This window comes from Halomonas salipaludis (assembly GCF_002286975.1).
In the GTDB taxonomy this organism is placed as follows: domain Bacteria; phylum Pseudomonadota; class Gammaproteobacteria; order Pseudomonadales; family Halomonadaceae; genus Franzmannia; species Franzmannia salipaludis.
On record NZ_NSKB01000002.1, the window covers coordinates 115,419 to 131,144 of the forward strand.

At 62.9% G+C, this 15,726-nt stretch carries 15 protein-coding genes and 6 tRNA genes; 5 read left to right on the forward strand and 16 right to left on the reverse strand.

Going from position 1 to position 15,726, the window contains the following annotated elements; all coding sequences use genetic code 11:
* Positions 1-101 precede the first annotated feature (101 nt).
* The 6 genes from CK498_RS04500 to CK498_RS04525 form a co-directional block, all read right to left on the reverse strand.
* Positions 102-176 (reverse strand) — tRNA-Gly (locus CK498_RS04500).
* Between the two features lie 22 nt (positions 177-198).
* A tRNA-Glu gene (locus CK498_RS04505) sits at positions 199-274 on the reverse strand.
* A gap of 93 nt (positions 275-367) precedes the next feature.
* Positions 368-442: transfer RNA gene (locus CK498_RS04510), tRNA-Gly, on the reverse strand.
* 27 nt (positions 443-469) lie between these two features.
* Positions 470-545: transfer RNA gene (locus CK498_RS04515), tRNA-Glu, on the reverse strand.
* 17 nt (positions 546-562) lie between these two features.
* Positions 563-637, reverse strand: a tRNA-Gly gene (locus CK498_RS04520).
* Between the two features lie 45 nt (positions 638-682).
* A tRNA-Glu gene (locus CK498_RS04525) sits at positions 683-758 on the reverse strand.
* Positions 759-941: 183 nt separating this feature from the next.
* Here CK498_RS04525 and msrB point away from each other — a divergent pair.
* From msrB to htpX, 4 genes are all read left to right on the forward strand, one after another.
* Complete coding sequence (gene msrB, locus CK498_RS04530) at positions 942-1,343, forward strand: peptide-methionine (R)-S-oxide reductase MsrB (protein WP_095619681.1); 402 nt, start codon at positions 942-944, stop codon at positions 1,341-1,343.
* Between the two features lie 86 nt (positions 1,344-1,429).
* Positions 1,430-2,383, forward strand: coding sequence for a ribosome biogenesis GTPase YlqF (gene ylqF / locus CK498_RS04535; protein ID WP_095619682.1), 954 nt, complete (start codon positions 1,430-1,432; stop codon positions 2,381-2,383).
* Positions 2,384-2,429: 46 nt separating this feature from the next.
* Positions 2,430-3,656 (forward strand): pyridoxal phosphate-dependent aminotransferase, encoded by a 1,227-nt coding sequence (locus tag CK498_RS04540; RefSeq protein WP_095620226.1) that lies wholly within the window; start codon positions 2,430-2,432, stop codon positions 3,654-3,656.
* Between the two features lie 92 nt (positions 3,657-3,748).
* On the forward strand, positions 3,749-4,651 hold the full coding sequence (gene htpX, locus CK498_RS04545) for a protease HtpX (protein WP_095619683.1): 903 nt from the start codon (positions 3,749-3,751) through the stop codon (positions 4,649-4,651).
* A gap of 77 nt (positions 4,652-4,728) precedes the next feature.
* Here the strand turns inward: htpX and pdxB are convergent, their stop codons facing one another.
* Complete coding sequence (gene pdxB / locus CK498_RS04550) at positions 4,729-5,889, reverse strand: 4-phosphoerythronate dehydrogenase PdxB (RefSeq protein ID WP_095619684.1); 1,161 nt, start codon at positions 5,887-5,889, stop codon at positions 4,729-4,731.
* 130 nt (positions 5,890-6,019) lie between these two features.
* Here pdxB and CK498_RS04555 point away from each other — a divergent pair, with 130 nt between their 5' ends.
* The gene (locus tag CK498_RS04555) at positions 6,020-6,301 is read left to right on the forward strand and encodes a hypothetical protein (protein ID WP_095619685.1); all 282 of its coding nucleotides are present in this window, start codon (positions 6,020-6,022) and stop codon (positions 6,299-6,301) included.
* A 5-nt stretch (positions 6,302-6,306) separates the two neighbouring features.
* Here CK498_RS04555 and CK498_RS04560 read toward each other — a convergent pair whose 3' ends face one another.
* The 9 genes from CK498_RS04560 to CK498_RS04600 all read right to left on the reverse strand — a co-directional run bounded on the left by CK498_RS04560 (position 6,307) and on the right by CK498_RS04600 (position 15,594).
* Complete coding sequence (locus tag CK498_RS04560; protein ID WP_095619686.1) at positions 6,307-6,936, reverse strand: TetR/AcrR family transcriptional regulator; 630 nt, start codon at positions 6,934-6,936, stop codon at positions 6,307-6,309.
* A gap of 25 nt (positions 6,937-6,961) precedes the next feature.
* Positions 6,962-8,512: a tripartite tricarboxylate transporter permease gene (locus CK498_RS04565; RefSeq protein ID WP_217987689.1), complete on the reverse strand. Its 1,551-nt coding sequence runs from the start codon at positions 8,510-8,512 to the stop codon at positions 6,962-6,964.
* Between the two features lie 18 nt (positions 8,513-8,530).
* Positions 8,531-9,049, reverse strand: coding sequence for a tripartite tricarboxylate transporter TctB family protein (locus tag CK498_RS04570; protein ID WP_176475718.1), 519 nt, complete (start codon positions 9,047-9,049; stop codon positions 8,531-8,533).
* A gap of 71 nt (positions 9,050-9,120) precedes the next feature.
* Positions 9,121-10,155, reverse strand: a complete 1,035-nt coding sequence (locus CK498_RS04575) for a Bug family tripartite tricarboxylate transporter substrate binding protein (protein ID WP_095619688.1) — start codon at positions 10,153-10,155, stop codon at positions 9,121-9,123.
* 39 nt (positions 10,156-10,194) lie between these two features.
* Complete coding sequence (locus CK498_RS04580) at positions 10,195-11,034, reverse strand: sugar phosphate isomerase/epimerase family protein (protein ID WP_095619689.1); 840 nt, start codon at positions 11,032-11,034, stop codon at positions 10,195-10,197.
* Positions 11,031-12,197: a dihydrodipicolinate synthase family protein gene (locus tag CK498_RS04585; protein ID WP_095619690.1), complete on the reverse strand. Its 1,167-nt coding sequence runs from the start codon at positions 12,195-12,197 to the stop codon at positions 11,031-11,033. Before CK498_RS04585 ends, CK498_RS04580 begins: the two co-directional genes overlap by 4 nt.
* A 1-nt stretch (position 12,198) precedes the next feature.
* Positions 12,199-13,350, reverse strand: a complete 1,152-nt coding sequence (locus CK498_RS04590; RefSeq protein WP_095619691.1) for a Gfo/Idh/MocA family protein — start codon at positions 13,348-13,350, stop codon at positions 12,199-12,201.
* A 55-nt stretch (positions 13,351-13,405) separates the two neighbouring features.
* On the reverse strand, positions 13,406-14,803 hold the full coding sequence (locus CK498_RS04595) for an enolase-like domain-containing protein (protein ID WP_095619692.1): 1,398 nt from the start codon (positions 14,801-14,803) through the stop codon (positions 13,406-13,408).
* Positions 14,800-15,594, reverse strand: coding sequence for a sugar phosphate isomerase/epimerase family protein (locus CK498_RS04600; protein WP_217987690.1), 795 nt, complete (start codon positions 15,592-15,594; stop codon positions 14,800-14,802). Before CK498_RS04600 ends, CK498_RS04595 begins: the two co-directional genes overlap by 4 nt.
* Between the last annotated feature and the right edge of the window lie 132 nt (positions 15,595-15,726).

Genomic DNA, 15,726 nt, shown 5'->3' on the forward strand with positions numbered 1-15,726 from the left:
AGAATCAGATAAGGAAGGGGATTATTTGGAGCGGGAAAAGTGATTCGACCGGGCTGGCGCACCAGCTCGCGACCGTCACGTTGGCCTGCTCGGGACTCGCTTGGAGCGGGAAACGAGATTCGAACTCGCGACCCCAACCTTGGCAAGGTTGTGCTCTACCACTGAGCTATTCCCGCATAATGAAGCGTGGCAGCAAGGTGGCGTCCCATAGGGGGTTCGAACCCCTGTTACCGCCGTGAAAGGGCGGTGTCCTGGACCACTAGACGAATGGGACGCAATATTTTTTTGGTGCTTGGAGCGGGAAACGAGATCGACCGGGCTGGCGCACCAGCTCGCGACCGTCACATTGGCCTGCTCGGGTCTTACTTGGAGCGGGAAACGAGATTCGAACTCGCGACCCCAACCTTGGCAAGGTTGTGCTCTACCACTGAGCTATTCCCGCTTGTATCGCAACCTATCGATGATCGAGTGGCGTCCCATAGGGGGTTCGAACCCCTGTTACCGCCGTGAAAGGGCGGTGTCCTGGACCACTAGACGAATGGGACGCAGCGCTTGCGGTTCTTGGAGCGGGAAACGAGATTCGAACTCGCGACCCCAACCTTGGCAAGGTTGTGCTCTACCACTGAGCTATTCCCGCGCAGGCCCTTCACCAACCGATCATCCAGCACCTGACGAGAGGAAGTGGCGTCCCATAGGGGGTTCGAACCCCTGTTACCGCCGTGAAAGGGCGGTGTCCTGGACCACTAGACGAATGGGACGCGGCGTTCCCTCATCGAGGTGGCGCGTATGTTACTGAGCGCCCATTAGGCTGTCAAGCGACTGCCCAAGCGGGATTTTCCCGACCGGCCAGCTACGCTGATAATAGCCGTGTCGAGACTAGCCAGACACCCCCCGAGCGGTGTTTGATGGCCACAGATTCACCCGCAGCGAGAGAGACCGCCATGCGCAACAAAGTCGAGAAAAGCGACGCCGAGTGGCGTGCCCAGCTAACTCCGGAGCAGTATCGCGTCACCCGTGAGAAAGGCACCGAACGGCCGTTCAGCGGCGACTATCAGGTCAGCAACGACCACGGCATCTACCACTGTGTGTGCTGCCAGGCGCCGCTGTTCGAAAGCGAGCACAAGTTCGATGCTGGCTGCGGCTGGCCGAGCTTCGACCGCCCGCTGGGAGTCAACGCCGTGGAAGAGCACGTCGACGACAGCCACGGCATGCAGCGCACCGAGGTGGTCTGCGCCCACTGCAACGCCCACCTCGGCCATGTCTTCCCCGATGGCCCGCCCCAGACCACCGGCCTGCGCTACTGCATCAACTCGGTGTCGCTGAGCTTTCACGACGGCGAATGAGCCTGCCCGGGCCGGCGTTTGCCGGCCCACGCACGGGTTACGCTCTGCTAGAATGGTCACCTTTTGCACGCTGATGGAGAGTGGCCATGCTCGGCTGGTTCCCGGGACACATGAACAAGGCGCGCCGCCAGATCAAGGAGGCGCTGCCGGAGATCGACGTGGTGCTCGAGGTGCTGGATGCCCGCCTGCCCTACTCCAGCGCCAATCCGATGCTCGCCGAGCTCACCGAACACAAGCCGGTGCTCAAGATCCTGTCGCGGGCCGACCTCGCCGACCCGGCGCGCACCGCCGAATGGGTCGCCCACTTCGACGCCCAGCCCGACACCCGCGCCCTGGCAGTGACCACCACCAACGCCCGAGAGCTCAAGCACATCCCCAAGCTGTGCCACGAACTGGCCGGCCAGATCCGCGCCGACCGCGACGTGCGGGTAATGGTGATGGGCATACCCAACGTGGGAAAATCGACCTTGATCAACGGCCTGGCCGGCCGCAAGATCGCCAAGACCGGTAACGAGCCGGCGGTGACCAAGCGCCAGCAGAAGGTGCGCCTCGACGGCCGGGTGGCGCTGGTCGACACCCCCGGGGTGCTGTGGCCGAAGATCGAGGACCAGGCCAGCGCCTACCGCCTGGCCGCCAGCGGCGCGATCCGCGACACCGCCATCGACTACATCGACGTGGCAGTGATCACCGCCGCCGAACTGGCCAAGCGCTATCCCGAGGCCCTCACCGCGCGCTATAAGCTCAAGGCCCTGCCCGCCTACACCGCCAACCCCGAGGCGGCGCGGGTCGAGGCTGACGGCCCGGCACGGCCCGACTTCCTGGCCCTGGCCGGCTTCGACGGCGCGGCCATCGTCGCCGAGATCGCCGCCAGGCGCGGCGGCCTGCGTGCCGGCGGCGAAGTCGACCTGCACCGCGGCGCCGAGGTGCTGCTGCACGAGCTGCGCGACGGCAAGCTCGGCCCGGTAACGCTCGAGACCCCGGCGGACATCCCCGCGCCAGCGGCCGAGGACGACGCCCCGAGCACCACCGATAACCAATGAGACGCCCCTCGTGGGCCCACTACTGGACGCATTTTTCGGACACCACATGGACACCCCGATCAGGAAATCGCACAAGCTATACAACGTCTGCTACGACATTCGCGGCCCGGTGCTCGACCACGCCAAGCGCCTGGAAGAGGAAGGCCAGCGCATCCTCAAGCTGAATATCGGCAATCCCGCGCCGTTCGGCTTCGAGGCGCCGGAGGAGATCCTCCAGGACGTGATGCGCAACCTGCCCACCGCCCAGGGCTACTGCGATTCCAAGGGGCTCTACTCGGCGCGCAAGGCGATCATGCAGGAGTGCCAGCGCAAGCAGATCCCCAGCGTCGGCATCGAGGACATCTACATCGGCAACGGCGTCTCGGAGCTGATCGTGATGGCCATGCAGGCACTCCTCAACGACGGCGACGAGGTACTGATCCCGGCACCGGACTACCCGCTGTGGACCGCTGCCGCCAACCTCTCCGGCGGCCGCCCGGTGCACTACCTGTGCGACGAGCAGGCCGACTGGGCACCGGATATGGACGATATTCGCGCCAAGCTCACCAGCCATACCCGCGCCATCGTGCTGATCAATCCCAACAACCCCACCGGCGCGGTATATCCGCCGGCGGTGGTCAGCGAGCTGCTCGACATCGCCCGCGAGCACGACCTGGTGGTGTTCTCCGACGAGATCTACGACAAGATCCTCTACGACGACGTCGAGCACGTCTCCACCGGCGCCCTGGCCAGTGACGACCAGCTGGTGGTGACCATGAACGGGCTCTCCAAGAGCTACCGCTGCGCCGGCTTCCGCTCCGGCTGGATGATCCTCTCCGGCAGCGTCGCCAAGCAGCGCGCCGCCGATTACATCCAGGGCCTGACCATGCTCGCCTCGATGCGGCTGTGTGCCAACGTGCCGGCCCAACACGCCATCCAGACCGCACTGGGCGGCTACCAGTCGATCAACGACCTGATCCTGCCTGGCGGACGGCTGCGCGCCCAGCGCGATATCACCGTGGAGAAGCTCAACGCCATCCCCGGGGTCTCCTGCACCACGCCCAAGGGCGCGCTCTACGCCTTCCCGCGGCTCGACCCCAAGGTGTTCAATATCCAGGACGACCAGCAGCTGGTGCTCGACCTGCTGCTGCAGGAGAAGATCCTGCTGGTGCAGGGTACTGCCTTCAACTGGCCGGAGCCGGACCACGTGCGCATCGTCACTCTGCCGTGGGCCGAGCAGCTCGACGATGCGCTGGAGCGCTTCGGTAATTTCCTGTCGCGCTATCGTCAATGACGCATAAAACGCCAGTGGCGCTTGAAACCCGGGCCCACAGGCCGTATCTAATCCACAGCTAATTTGTCGTTTCTTGCCGGAGACCGCGTAACATGATGAGAATCCTGCTTTTCCTGGCCACCAACCTGGGGGTGATCCTGGTCGCCAGCATCACCCTCAGGCTGCTCGGCATTGAGCCCTACCTCAATGCCCAAGGCCTGAACATGAACTCGCTGCTGATCTTCTGCTTCATCTTCGGCATGGCCGGCTCGATGATCTCGCTGTTCATCTCCAAGTGGATGGCCAAGCGCAGCACCGGCACGGTGGTCATCGAGCAGCCGTCGAACAGCACCGAGAAGTGGCTGCTCGACACCGTCGAGGAGCTGTCCCGGGAGGCCGGCATCAAGACCCCCGAAGTGGGCATCTTCCCGGCCCAGCAGTCCAATGCCTTCGCCACCGGCTGGAACAAGAACGATGCCCTGGTGGCAGTCTCCGCCGGCCTGCTCAACCGCATGCGACCGGAGGAGGTGCGTGCGGTGCTGGCCCACGAGATCGGCCACGTGGCCAATGGCGACATGGTCACCCTGGCGCTGATTCAGGGGGTGGTGAACACCTTCGTGATGTTCTTCGCGCGCATCGTCGCCCACCTGGTGGACAGCTTCCTGAAGAGCCGCACCGACGGCGCCGGGCTCGGCTTCATGGGCTACTTTGCGGTGGTGATCGTGGCCGAGATCGTGTTCGGCATCGTCGCCTCGGCGATCGTCGCCTGGTTCTCGCGCTTCCGCGAATACCGCGCCGACGCCGCTGGCGCCCAACTGGCCGGCTCCGGGGCGATGATCAACGCCCTGGCGCGCCTCAAGGCCGAGACCGAGCTGCCCGACCAGATGCCGGACACGCTGCGCGCCATGGCCATCACCAAGGGCCAGACCCGCTCGCTGATGGAGCGCATGTTCGCCAGCCACCCGCCGCTGGATGATCGCATTCGCGCCCTCAAGGAAGCCGCCTACCGCCAGTAAGCGGCGCGCTGACTAGTCGGCGCTCCACCACCCACAACGCTACCGCCCCTCGGGGCGGTGGCGTTGCTTTTCGTGGCTCAATACCCCCTCACCCGAAAGCCCGCCGCGGCGCACAGTGGCACCAGCGACTGGCTGTCCTTGCCGAATGCCACCTCGAGAGTGGCGAATTCACGCCGTAGCGGATAGCCGGCACGCCAGGCGTCGAAGCCGCGGGCCATGCCCAACTCGGCCGCCATCCGTGCCAGGCCGTCGTGGTCGCGGCGCACATCGTAGACAGCGCGCATGCACAGCCGCAGCGCCTCCCATGGCGACAGCCCACTGCCCAGCTCGAGGCGCGTCAGTGGTGGCGGCGGCGCCAGGTCCTCGAAGCTCAGCCCGGCCGGCATCCCGAAGCGTCGCAGCGCCGCGGCATAGACCTGCTGGGTGCCGCGCAGCTTGCCATCGAGGCTATAGCCGGCGATATGCGGCGTGGCGATATCCGCCAGCTGCCACAGCGCCGCGTCGATACCCGGCTCGGCTTCCCAGACATCGAGCACTGTGCGCAGGTCGCCGGCATCGGCCAGGCGCTGGCGCAGTGCCGCGCCATCCAGGCAGTCGCCGCGCCCGGCATTGAGCAGCCAGGTGCCCGGCTTGAGTGCCGCTATGCGCTCGGCGTTGAGCAGGTGGTGGGTCGCGTGCGGCCCGTCAGGTACCAGCGGGGCGTGAAGGCACAGCACCTCAGCCCACTGGCACAGCCCATCCAGGTCATAGAAGCGCTCACCCGGCTCCGCCTCGGCGCGCGGTGGGTCGCAGCGCCGGCAGTCGAGCCCCAGCGCCGTCAGCCGCCGATAGAGCCGCTCGCCGACGTTGCCGGCGCCGACGATGCCGATGCGACGCTGGTCGAGCGCTGCATCGGTGCGCTCGGCGAGCAGCGTCAGGCTCGACAGCACATAGTCGACCACCGCCTCGGCGTTACAGCCCGGGGCGCTGGCAAACTCGATGCCGCGTGCGGCCAGCGCCGCCTGGTCGACATGATCGGTGCCAATGGTACAGGTGCCGACGAAACGCAGCCGCGCCCCGGCCCGTTCGGCGGCCTCGAGCAGCGCCGCATCGACCCGCGTGATCGAGCGCACGATCAGCGCCTCGGCGCCGGCCAGCGCCGCGCCATCGATCTCGCGGCCGGGCAACGCGATGACCTCGCCAAGCGCACCGAAGCAGCGCTCGGCGGCGGGGATGTTGGCATCGACGATCACACGCATATGGGGCTCCCAACTATTGCGTTAGCAGGCAAGCACAGCGCTATGGCTATGGGCGGCGGCGCCGTTACAATAGCACGCTGATCAGCGTCGAGCGCCCAACCACGCTCGCCAACCACCTTCAGGAGCCCCGATGATCATCCGCTGGGAGAGTGAACATGACTACGTGCTGGTGCATATCCATCAGGACATGTTCGGCGACTGGATCTTCAGTCGTGCCTGGGGGCAGATCGGCACCCAGTTCGGCGGTCTCAAGCACCAGCTTGCCGACGACTACGCCCAGGCGATGATGTGGCTCGACGACATCGGCCATATCCAGGCCTCGCGGGGCCTTCACAAGGTACTGGAGGTACAGGACGACACCCCCGAGGGGCGCGATGCGGTGCGCCAGCTATCGCTGCTGGATAGTGCCTGATACTGCTAAACAGGCATCGTACGCAGGTGATCCAGCACCATGGCGACAGCGTGCGCCTCGCGCTCTTGAATCAAGGTGATATGCGCCAGATCAGTGTCGAAAATCACCGATAACGTATGAATATTAGAGAGATAGAAGTAGCCTAGCGCAGCGATCGATATATACAGCTGGACCGGATCGACGTCACGACGAAACACCCCCTTCTCGGCGCCACGCTCGATCAAGGTCTGGATCTGCGCCACAAGAGGCGAGTGCAACTCTCTTATCTCGGGAAGTAGCTTAAGGAAGCGCGCATGGTGAAGATTCTCTGTGGTCAACAGGCGAATGAACCAGGGATTCTGATGAAAGTGCCGAAACGTAAAGCGCACCAGCCTATCCATGGCCTCCTCAGGAGAGTATTGGTCAAGACTCAGCTCCTTTTCCCCCGCCCGAATAGTACGATATGCACCGGATAGAACCGCACAGTACAGCTGTTCTTTATCGCCAAAATAATGATATAGCAGACGTTTATTGGCCCCCGCGCGCGAGGCAATGCTATCGACCCTGGCCCCATCGAACCCACGCTCACAGAACTCATCATGTGCAGCCTTGAGAATATCGCCCTTGGTCAATTCCGGATTGCGTTTTCGAGCCACGGTACGGCACCTTGCGTGAGTTCATTTATCGTTCATGCCTGGCTTTTCCCCATAGCTTCCCATGCAGCCCCAGCGCCAGACACAACCGTTTTATCGTTCTACTAACCACAGGAATGCTTATCAAGATTACCAGCAGTGTTATACCGAATAGTAACATACTGATTGGACGGGTAAAGAAAGGCGTCGGATCACCGTCGGTCAACGCCAGGCCACGACGCAGATTGGTGTCCAACAGCGTTCCCAGAATAATGCCGAGTACGATAGGTGCCATGGGATATTTCATTTCACGCAAGATGAACCCCGCCAGCCCGAAGAATATCATGACATAAACATCGAACATTCGCTGTGATATGGCGAAAGGTCCGATCACACATAGCACATATACCACCGGCATCAATTTCTCGCGTGGGATAGCGAGAACTTTCACCAGAACCTTCGTCAATGACAAACCATAGAGCGTAATCGCCAAGGTGGTGAATAACAGCATGGCGACGACTTGATAGAGAAACTCGGGATTCTCGATCATTAACATTGGCCCCGGACGAATATCATGAATCAACATGGCAGCAATCAGCACGGCAGCTGCCGTAGAGCCAGGAATTGCCAGTGTCAATACAGGGATGAGTGCGCCAGGAATAACGGCACTGTTACCGGTTTCAGCTGCCGTCAGCCCCTCATAAGAGCCTTTGCCGAACATCTCTTTCTCTTTGCTGGCACGGCGCGCGGCAGCATATGATGCCCAACTGCCAATATCCTCACCGACACCGGGTACGATACCTACAAAAGTCCCGATAATCCCCGAGCGTACCGATGTTCTTTTAAAGCGCCAGACATCCTTGAAGCGAGGCACCACTCTATCTTGCGATACCAGCACCTTGGCGTCATAGCGGCGGCGCATGACGGTCAATATCTCAGCAAAGCCAAAGGCTCCAACCATGGCCGGTATAATGTCGATCCCTCCGGAAAGCTGGTGGACACCAAAGGTGAAGCGTTGGTATGCCTGCAGACTTTCCATGCCGATCATGGCAACGAGAAGGCCGAGAATACCGGCGATGTAGCCTTTCAAAGGGTCACCCATGGCGGTCAATCGACCTGAAATCACCACCCCGAATACGGCCAACCAGAAAAACTCATAGGTACCGAAGTCAAAGGCCAGCTCTGCCAGCAGTGGAGCAAATACCGCCAGGCAGATAATACCGATGACGGTTCCGATCGCCGAGCTGACCGTTGCCAGCCCCATGGCATAGCCCGCTTTTCCCTGCTGCGCTAGCGGAAACCCATCCAGACTGGTCGCGGCACTCGCCGGTGTGCCGGGGATATTCAGCAAGATGGCACTACGGCTACCGCCGTAAATGGCTCCAACATACATGCAGATCAGCGTCAGGATCGCCTGATCTCCCGGCATGCCGTAGGTCAGGGTTACGAGCAACGCAACACCCATGGTGGCAGTCAGCCCCGGCAGCATACCGATAACGATACCCAGCAGGGTTGCCCAGGCAACATTGAACAGGCTGAGTGGGGTCAAGAAATGCTGGATGCCGCCTCCCAACATGCTCAGCCCTTCGATCATGAACATGGCACTTCTCTCCTCGGGTCAGGGCAGACGGACTAGGAAGCCATACTGAAAGACGAGCGTCACGATGGCGGCTACCAGCACTGCCTGTAGTAGCGCCAGGACTAGGCTACGCCACAGCCTTCGGGGCTTATCCGACAGCACGGTTTCGAAGATGACGATCGATGCCCACACATACAGCCCCGTGGCGAGCCAGAATGGCAGCCAACCCAGCAGGACCAGGGTGTACATCAAGGCCAGCGCAATCATCGCCCATAGCCGGCGCGACTCTACGCTGGCGATCAGCATTCTCCACGAGGTGTGTTGCGATAGCTTGCCCAGCGCGCCCTGCTTCGCCGCACGCCAGCCGAGCAATGCGCCGCATAGTGCCAACAGCCCTCCCAACAGCAGCGGCACAACCCCTGGTGCCACCCACGGGTGCACACCACGGTTGGCAAAGCGGGGCATTTCCCAGGCTGCATAGGCCACCGCCAACCCCAGCAGTATGAAGACGCCGCCGGTAATCAGGTCGGCCCGGGCTGATTGCCTACCCTCTTCCATCATCCTCTCCTCGCAACGTTAGCGCCCCGGCCAGCACCACTTGCGGTGGTACGGGCCAAGGCATAGAGGGATCAGCGCTCCACTTCGGTGCGAGTATCGCAGTCGATACCAATCTCGATGGGATCGATTTCCGCTTCACCACGCTCAACGTAAGCGCAGGCCTCCTGGATCGCGATCGGCATGGCACGCGCTCGTGCCTCTTCACCATAGGAGGGATCGAACACCGCCCCCTGGCGATCGGCGTAGTCACGCAGTGCATCGGAGTTCATTACCTGCTCCTCCCAGATCCGATCCATGGTGGCCACGACGTCATCCGGAACGCCGCGCGGCAAGAAGATGCCGAAGTAATCGGGGGCAATCGGCAAATCAGGCAACCATTCGGTCACTGGGGGAATGGGGTCGGCCCCCTCGATGGTCAGCGCGGTATCACTCAATACTGCCAAGGGCCGCAGTCGACCACCGCGGATCATCTCCGACTGTTCCACCGCCAACTGGGTGGTGACCATGGCCTCGCCGCGAGCGGCGGCCACTACGGCCGGATTGCCGCCATCGTAGGTGATCATGCGGTACTCGAATTCACCTGCCTCGCTTAGACTGCCGATCGCAGTGCCACCCGACGAGGTCACGCCCGCGGTGGCCACGGTGATCTCACTGCCACGCTCCTGAAAGCCGCGCAGCAAGTCGCCGAAATCCTCGAACTCACTATCGGCAGGCACACTGACCACCGGCACATTGGCCACCGACAGGTAGATATGCCAGTCATCGATATCGGTGCCTTCGATCAACCCCGTGACCGCATAATTGGCATTGTTGGCAATCGCATTGGCGGTCCATGTGTATCCGTCGAGATCACCCTCCAGTACTTCTCGGGTACCGATCGCCCCAGACGCACCGGACTGATTGACAATCACGATATTCTGATCCAGTGCCTCGGCCAGAATCGGCGCCGTTGCGCGCGTCACCTGGTCCGTCGAGCCTCCAGCCCCCCAGGGCACGATAATGTTGATCGGCCGTTCCGGCTGCCACTCCTGGGCTACTGCCAAGCCTGAAACCAGGGAAGCGGCAAGCATCACACTGCTCGTCTTGATGTAGCGTTGGATTTGCATGGCTGTCTCCGTTGTTGTCGTTGTTTGACGCCCTATCGCTCATACCACGCTTAGATAGCGCGCCTTGCACACCTCCAGCACCTCAGGTGCCGGCTTTTTCCACCAGTGGTGGGCGGAAAATATCTCTACTTCGTGAAAACCGGCATAACCGGCGTACTCTACCCAGCCGCGAATGAGCGGGATATCGATGACACCGTCGCCCATCATGCCGCGATCGAGCAGCATGTCTTGCATCGGCACCAGCCAGTCGCAGATATGGAACGCTAGCAGCCGGGACTTGCCAGCACGTCGAATTTCAGCCTCCAGCATGGGATCCCACCACACGTGGAACACGTCCAGCGCAATTCCCACCCCCTGCCCCACGGCATCGCACAGGTCGTTGGCCTGGGCCATGCTATTGACGCAAGCGCGATCAGCCGCATACATCGGATGCAGCGGCTCGATGGCCAGCGGCATGCCGGCCTGGCGAGCATGCTCGACGATGGCGTGCAGGCCATCCAGCACCATCTGCCGGGCGCCGATGATGTCCCGCGAGCCTGGCGGCAAGCCCCCCACGACCAGTACCAAGCACTGCGCCTCGAGTGCGGCGGCATCATCGATCGCACGCCAGTTGTCTTCGATGGCGGCCTGGCGCTGCGCCGCCGTCGCCGCGGGAAACATGCCGCCACGGCAGAGCCCGGTCACGGTCATCCGATGCTCCCTCAGCAGGGCCGCCGCCTTGGCTACGCCGCATTCGGCGAGCTTGTCACGCCAGATCGAGATCCCCGGGATACCTAACTCGGCGTAGCCGCGGATCTCCTCCTCCAGCGTCCACTGCACTTTGGTGGTGGCGTCATTGATCGATAGACGCCGGAAATCGGTCAATGGACGTGCACTCATTGCGCCACCCCCTTAGTCGCCATGACGTTTGCCATACGCTGTACGGCAAGCGACGGATCACGCAGCAGGCCGGCGCGATCGGCCAGACGGAACAGCTCCGCCAAGTGTAGGGTCGAGCGCGTACTCTCCTGGCCACCGACCATGGTGAAGTGGTCCTGATGCCCATTGAGGTAGGCCATGAACACCACCCCGGTCTTGTAGAAGCGGGTAGGCGAGGCAAAGATATGCCGCGACAGGGGCACGGTGGGGGCAAAAATGTGTTCGTAGGCCTCCATATCGCCCTCGTCCAGTGCCGCCAGGGCGGCGGCAGCGGCCGGCGCAATGGCGTCGAAGATGCCCAGCAGCGCATGGCTATGCCCCTCGGCATCGCCAGCAATCAGACTCGGATAGTTGAAGTCATCGCCGCTGTACATCTTCACGCCGGGCGGCAGCTGTCGGCGCATGGCGACTTCCTTGTCGGCGTCCAGCAGCGAGATCTTGATGCCGTCAACCTTGTCGGCGTGCTCGGCGATGACGCCGAGGCACACCTGCATGGCGGTGTCAGGATCGGCATGTCCCCAGTAGCCCGCCAATGCCGGATCGAACATCTCGCCCAGCCAGTGCAGGATCACCGGCTCGCGAGCCTGGGAAAGGATCCTGTCGTAAACCTTGACGTAGTCGTCCGGCGAGCTGGCCAACGCCGCCAGGGCACGGCTGGCCATCAGGATCAGACGCCCCCCGAGGCCCTCGATGGCTGCCATCTGCTCCTCATAGGCGCGGATCACATCCTCCAGGTCTCGACACACCTCAGGCGCGACATGGTCGGTGCCACAGCCGCAGGCAATCACGGCTCCCGGCACGTCCCGAGAAGCCTCCAGCGAACGGCGAATCAGCTCCAGGCTGGTCGGCCAGTCCAGTCCCATGCCCCGCTGGGCGGTATCCATCGCCTCGGCGACACCGAATCCCATCTCCCATAGATAGCGCCGATAATCGAGGGTACGCTCCCAATCCAGCGAGGTTTCAAGCCATGGGTCGGATGCCGCCAGCGGATTCGTCACCACGTGGGCGGCAGCATAGGCCACCCGCGTGGGTGCCTGGCGGCGTGTGGCGGAGAAGCGTAGCGGCTCGCCCGGGGTATAGTGCTCCAACTCGCCGTACCGGTTAGGCAGAATCAGTCGGCTCATATCAGGCCTCCAGCGCTGGAATGTCCAGCCAGCGCCGCTCGTCGGAGCTGCGCAGTGCCAGCTCGGCAAACTGCACCCCCTTGGCAGCCTCACGCAGCGTCCAGCGATAGGGCGCATCCTCCACCACGTGGCGAATGAACAGCTCCCACTGACGCTTGAAGGCGTTTTCCATCGGCTCGCGCTCGGGTACCGACTGCCAGTCGCTGAAGAAATCCAGGGTCTGCTGCTGGTCGGGGTTCCAAACCGGCTTGGGTGTCGCCGCGCGTGGCTGAATATGGCAGTCGGTCAGCCCAGCGACCGCCGAACCGTGGGTGCCATCGACATGAAACGTCACCAGGTCATCGCGGCGCACCCGGGTACTCCAGCTCGACGTGATCTGCACCACTGCGCCATTGTCGAGTTCCACGGTGGCATAGCAGGCATCGTCCGCCGTCGCCGGGTAGGGCTTGCCCTGCTCGTCATGCCGCTCGGGAATATGCGTCTTGCCCAGGCACACCAGTGAAGTGGGTTGGCCGAACAGGTTGTCGATGACATAGCGCCAGTGGCACATCATGTCGAGGATCATGCCGCCGCCGTCCTCCTTGCGATAGTTCCAGGAGGGACGCTGAGCAGGCACCCAATCGCCCTCGAAGACCCAGTAGCCGAAGTCGATATTCACGCTGAGAATGCGCCCGAAGAAGTTGGCCTCGTTGAGCTGCTGGAGCTTCAATAGCCCGGGCAGCCACAGCTTGTCCTGCACCGCGCCATTCTTGACGCCGGCCTGCTCGGCACAGCGAGCGATATCGAGGGCGTCGGCCAGGTTCTCGGCTATCGGCTTCTCGCAGTAGACGTGCTTGCCAGCGGCAATGGCCTTGCGCAGCAGGTCGCAACGCAGCTGGGTGGATGCCGCGTCGAAGAAGATCCGGTCGTCGGCATTGGTCAGGGCGGCATCCAGGTCGGTGGTCCAGCGTTCCACGCCATGCGCCTCCGCCAGCCGGCGCAGCTTGTCGGCATTGCGCCCGACCAGGATTGGATCGGGCAGCACCCGCTCACCGCTGGCCAGTACCACACCGCCCTGATCTCGAATGGCCAGGATTGAGCGAATCAGGTGCTGATTCATGCCCATGCGGCCAGTCACCCCATTCATGATGATACCGAGTCGTTGAGTAGCCATTGAGGTTCCTTTTATTGTCATGCCATTAGCTTGGCGCTCCACACCTTCGGTGTGGTCACGTGAGTGGCCGCATGGCGGCGGTATCTGGCACGGCACCGCTGGCAAAACCGAGGCCGGCCAAGGAGTCCAGGGCGATCTGCCCATCGTCGATGTGCACAAACAGGCCTTGCTTGTCACGCCGATAGAGGGTCGGATGAGCCGCCGCGAAGGCGTCCATCTCCGCCGTAGACGCACCGGTCATCCCCCGGACATAGTGGTGACCATTGCGCTCCACGTGCTGTAAACCGAGTAGCGCCACCAGCGCCAGATCCTGCTGCACCGCCAGCCCCGCCTGAGTCGTCAGGTCCTCCGCCGACATGAAGTAATCGCCGCCTTGCCAATGGTCTAGCCGCGCGCGGTTGATGACAGCGCGATAGAGCCCCTTGCAGGCCTTGGAGGAGACACCGCGGTACCCGCACTCACGGGCCTGGAGAAAGCTGTCGAGATGGCTATCGCTCTCGTCGATCAGTAGCGGTACCCGGCGGCCCAGCTCTCCCAGCGGCGCCTGCAGCGCCCGGTCGCGGTGGATCGGCTGTTCGACAAATAGCAACGCGCGGCGTAGTCCCGCCAAACGCGGCTCGTCCTCCAGGCGGTCGAGCAGCTCGCCAAACGCCTCGGGACTGGCATACTGTTCGTTGCCATCCAGGGTCACCCGGTAGTCCGGCAGGTGCTCGAGCTGTGCGGTGATCGCCATGAGTCGAGCCAGATCACCGGCGTGCTCGCCGCCCAGCTTGAGCTTGAAATAGCGCGGCCGATAGCGGGTGATCACCTCGCTGAGGCACTCTGGCAGGCCGTCATCCAGGCGCTGCTCGATATCGGCCGGAGTCAGCGGGTCGGCCAACCCCACGGTATGGCGCAGTGCGATTTGCTTGCGCGGTGCCAAGCTGGCCAGGAAAGCATCGATATCCACGCCGCGCAGATCCGCCGGCAGGTGGGCGGCTCCCAGACCCACCCGGTTATGGCGCATGGCGGCGTAGAACGAGCACTGCTCGAGATGACACAGGGCATCGAGTACCGCACACGCCATTAGTGCCGGACCGAAGCCCTGAACCAGGCCATTCTCATGCGGCAGGGCATCCTGCTGCTCGCGATCCAACCGCCACGCCAGGTCGGCGGCACAGGCGGCCTGGCCATGGGCCAGACTCAGCGTGACGGCGCTTTGCAGCGAACGGCGCAGCTGGTCAATATTGTCCTCCTGACTCAGTTCGGGCCGTTTGTCGAACCACTTCGGCACCATCAGTTCGGCAGCGTGCCCCCATGCCTCGCGACCACTGGCAGGGTCCTTGACGCATACCCGCAGAAAGGCCTGAGGCGCCTCACGCAGGGTCACTACACCAAAGCGGAAGGGCTGGCGCAGGGTGACGTCACGCTCAAAGGCTTCGGCCTCGACGATGCGCACGCGCGGTGTATTCATGTCAGCGCCTCCTCGATGCCGCGCAGATAGCCGATGCCGCGCGCCGCGGTGGCCAGCCCATCGGGCTCGTAGATGAAGGGTTCGACGGCAACCGGACGATCCCATCCATGGCGCCGTAATGCATCGAGTATCGGCGCGAAGCGATCCTCGCCCTGCCCCGGTGCACGGCGGTTGCGATCGTTCAGTTGGAGATGCGCGATCAGTCCGGAAGGCAACCACTCATCGAGCAGTGCCACCACGGAGTGCCGCTCGCCATTGGCTGCCGCCGAGGTATCCAGCATGGTTTTGAGGCCTGGCGAGTTCACCTCCCGCACCAAGGCAGCGGCCTCGTCCAGGGTGGTGATGAAATTGGTCTCGGCGGCGGCTAGCGGCTCCACGCAGTAGGTCACGCCGGCGTCGGCAGCCACGTCACCGGCCAGTGAAAAGTACGCTAGAGCCCGCTCGCGATCGCCCATTGCATCAGCGCCGAGCATGCGTTGGCGCGGCGAGCCGTGGACCAGCACGTCGCCGCCCAGCTCGACGCTCATCTCCACCAGCCGGCGCATGGCATCCAGGGTGCGTCGCCGCACGGCGGGGTCGGCAGCGACGATGGAGAGCCCCGCTGGCGCCACCAGTAGCCAGTGCAAGCCGCTGATCATTACCCCTGCATCGCTGGCCATGCGCCGATACGCTTGCAGCGCCACGTTGCCAAGCGTCGTTGGATCAGCGGCCAACGTATAGGGAGCGACCTCAAGGCCGTCGTAGCCAAGAGCCGCGGCAAACTGACACTGCTCGGCAAAGCTGAGAGGCATCAACACTTCGTTGCACAGCACGATTTCCATCGTCACGACCAATTATAACTATTTAGTTACTTGAACGTAGACACAGGCCGATAACGCGTCAATTTGAACTTTGGTCGCAACCGGATGGGCATTTCCATACGG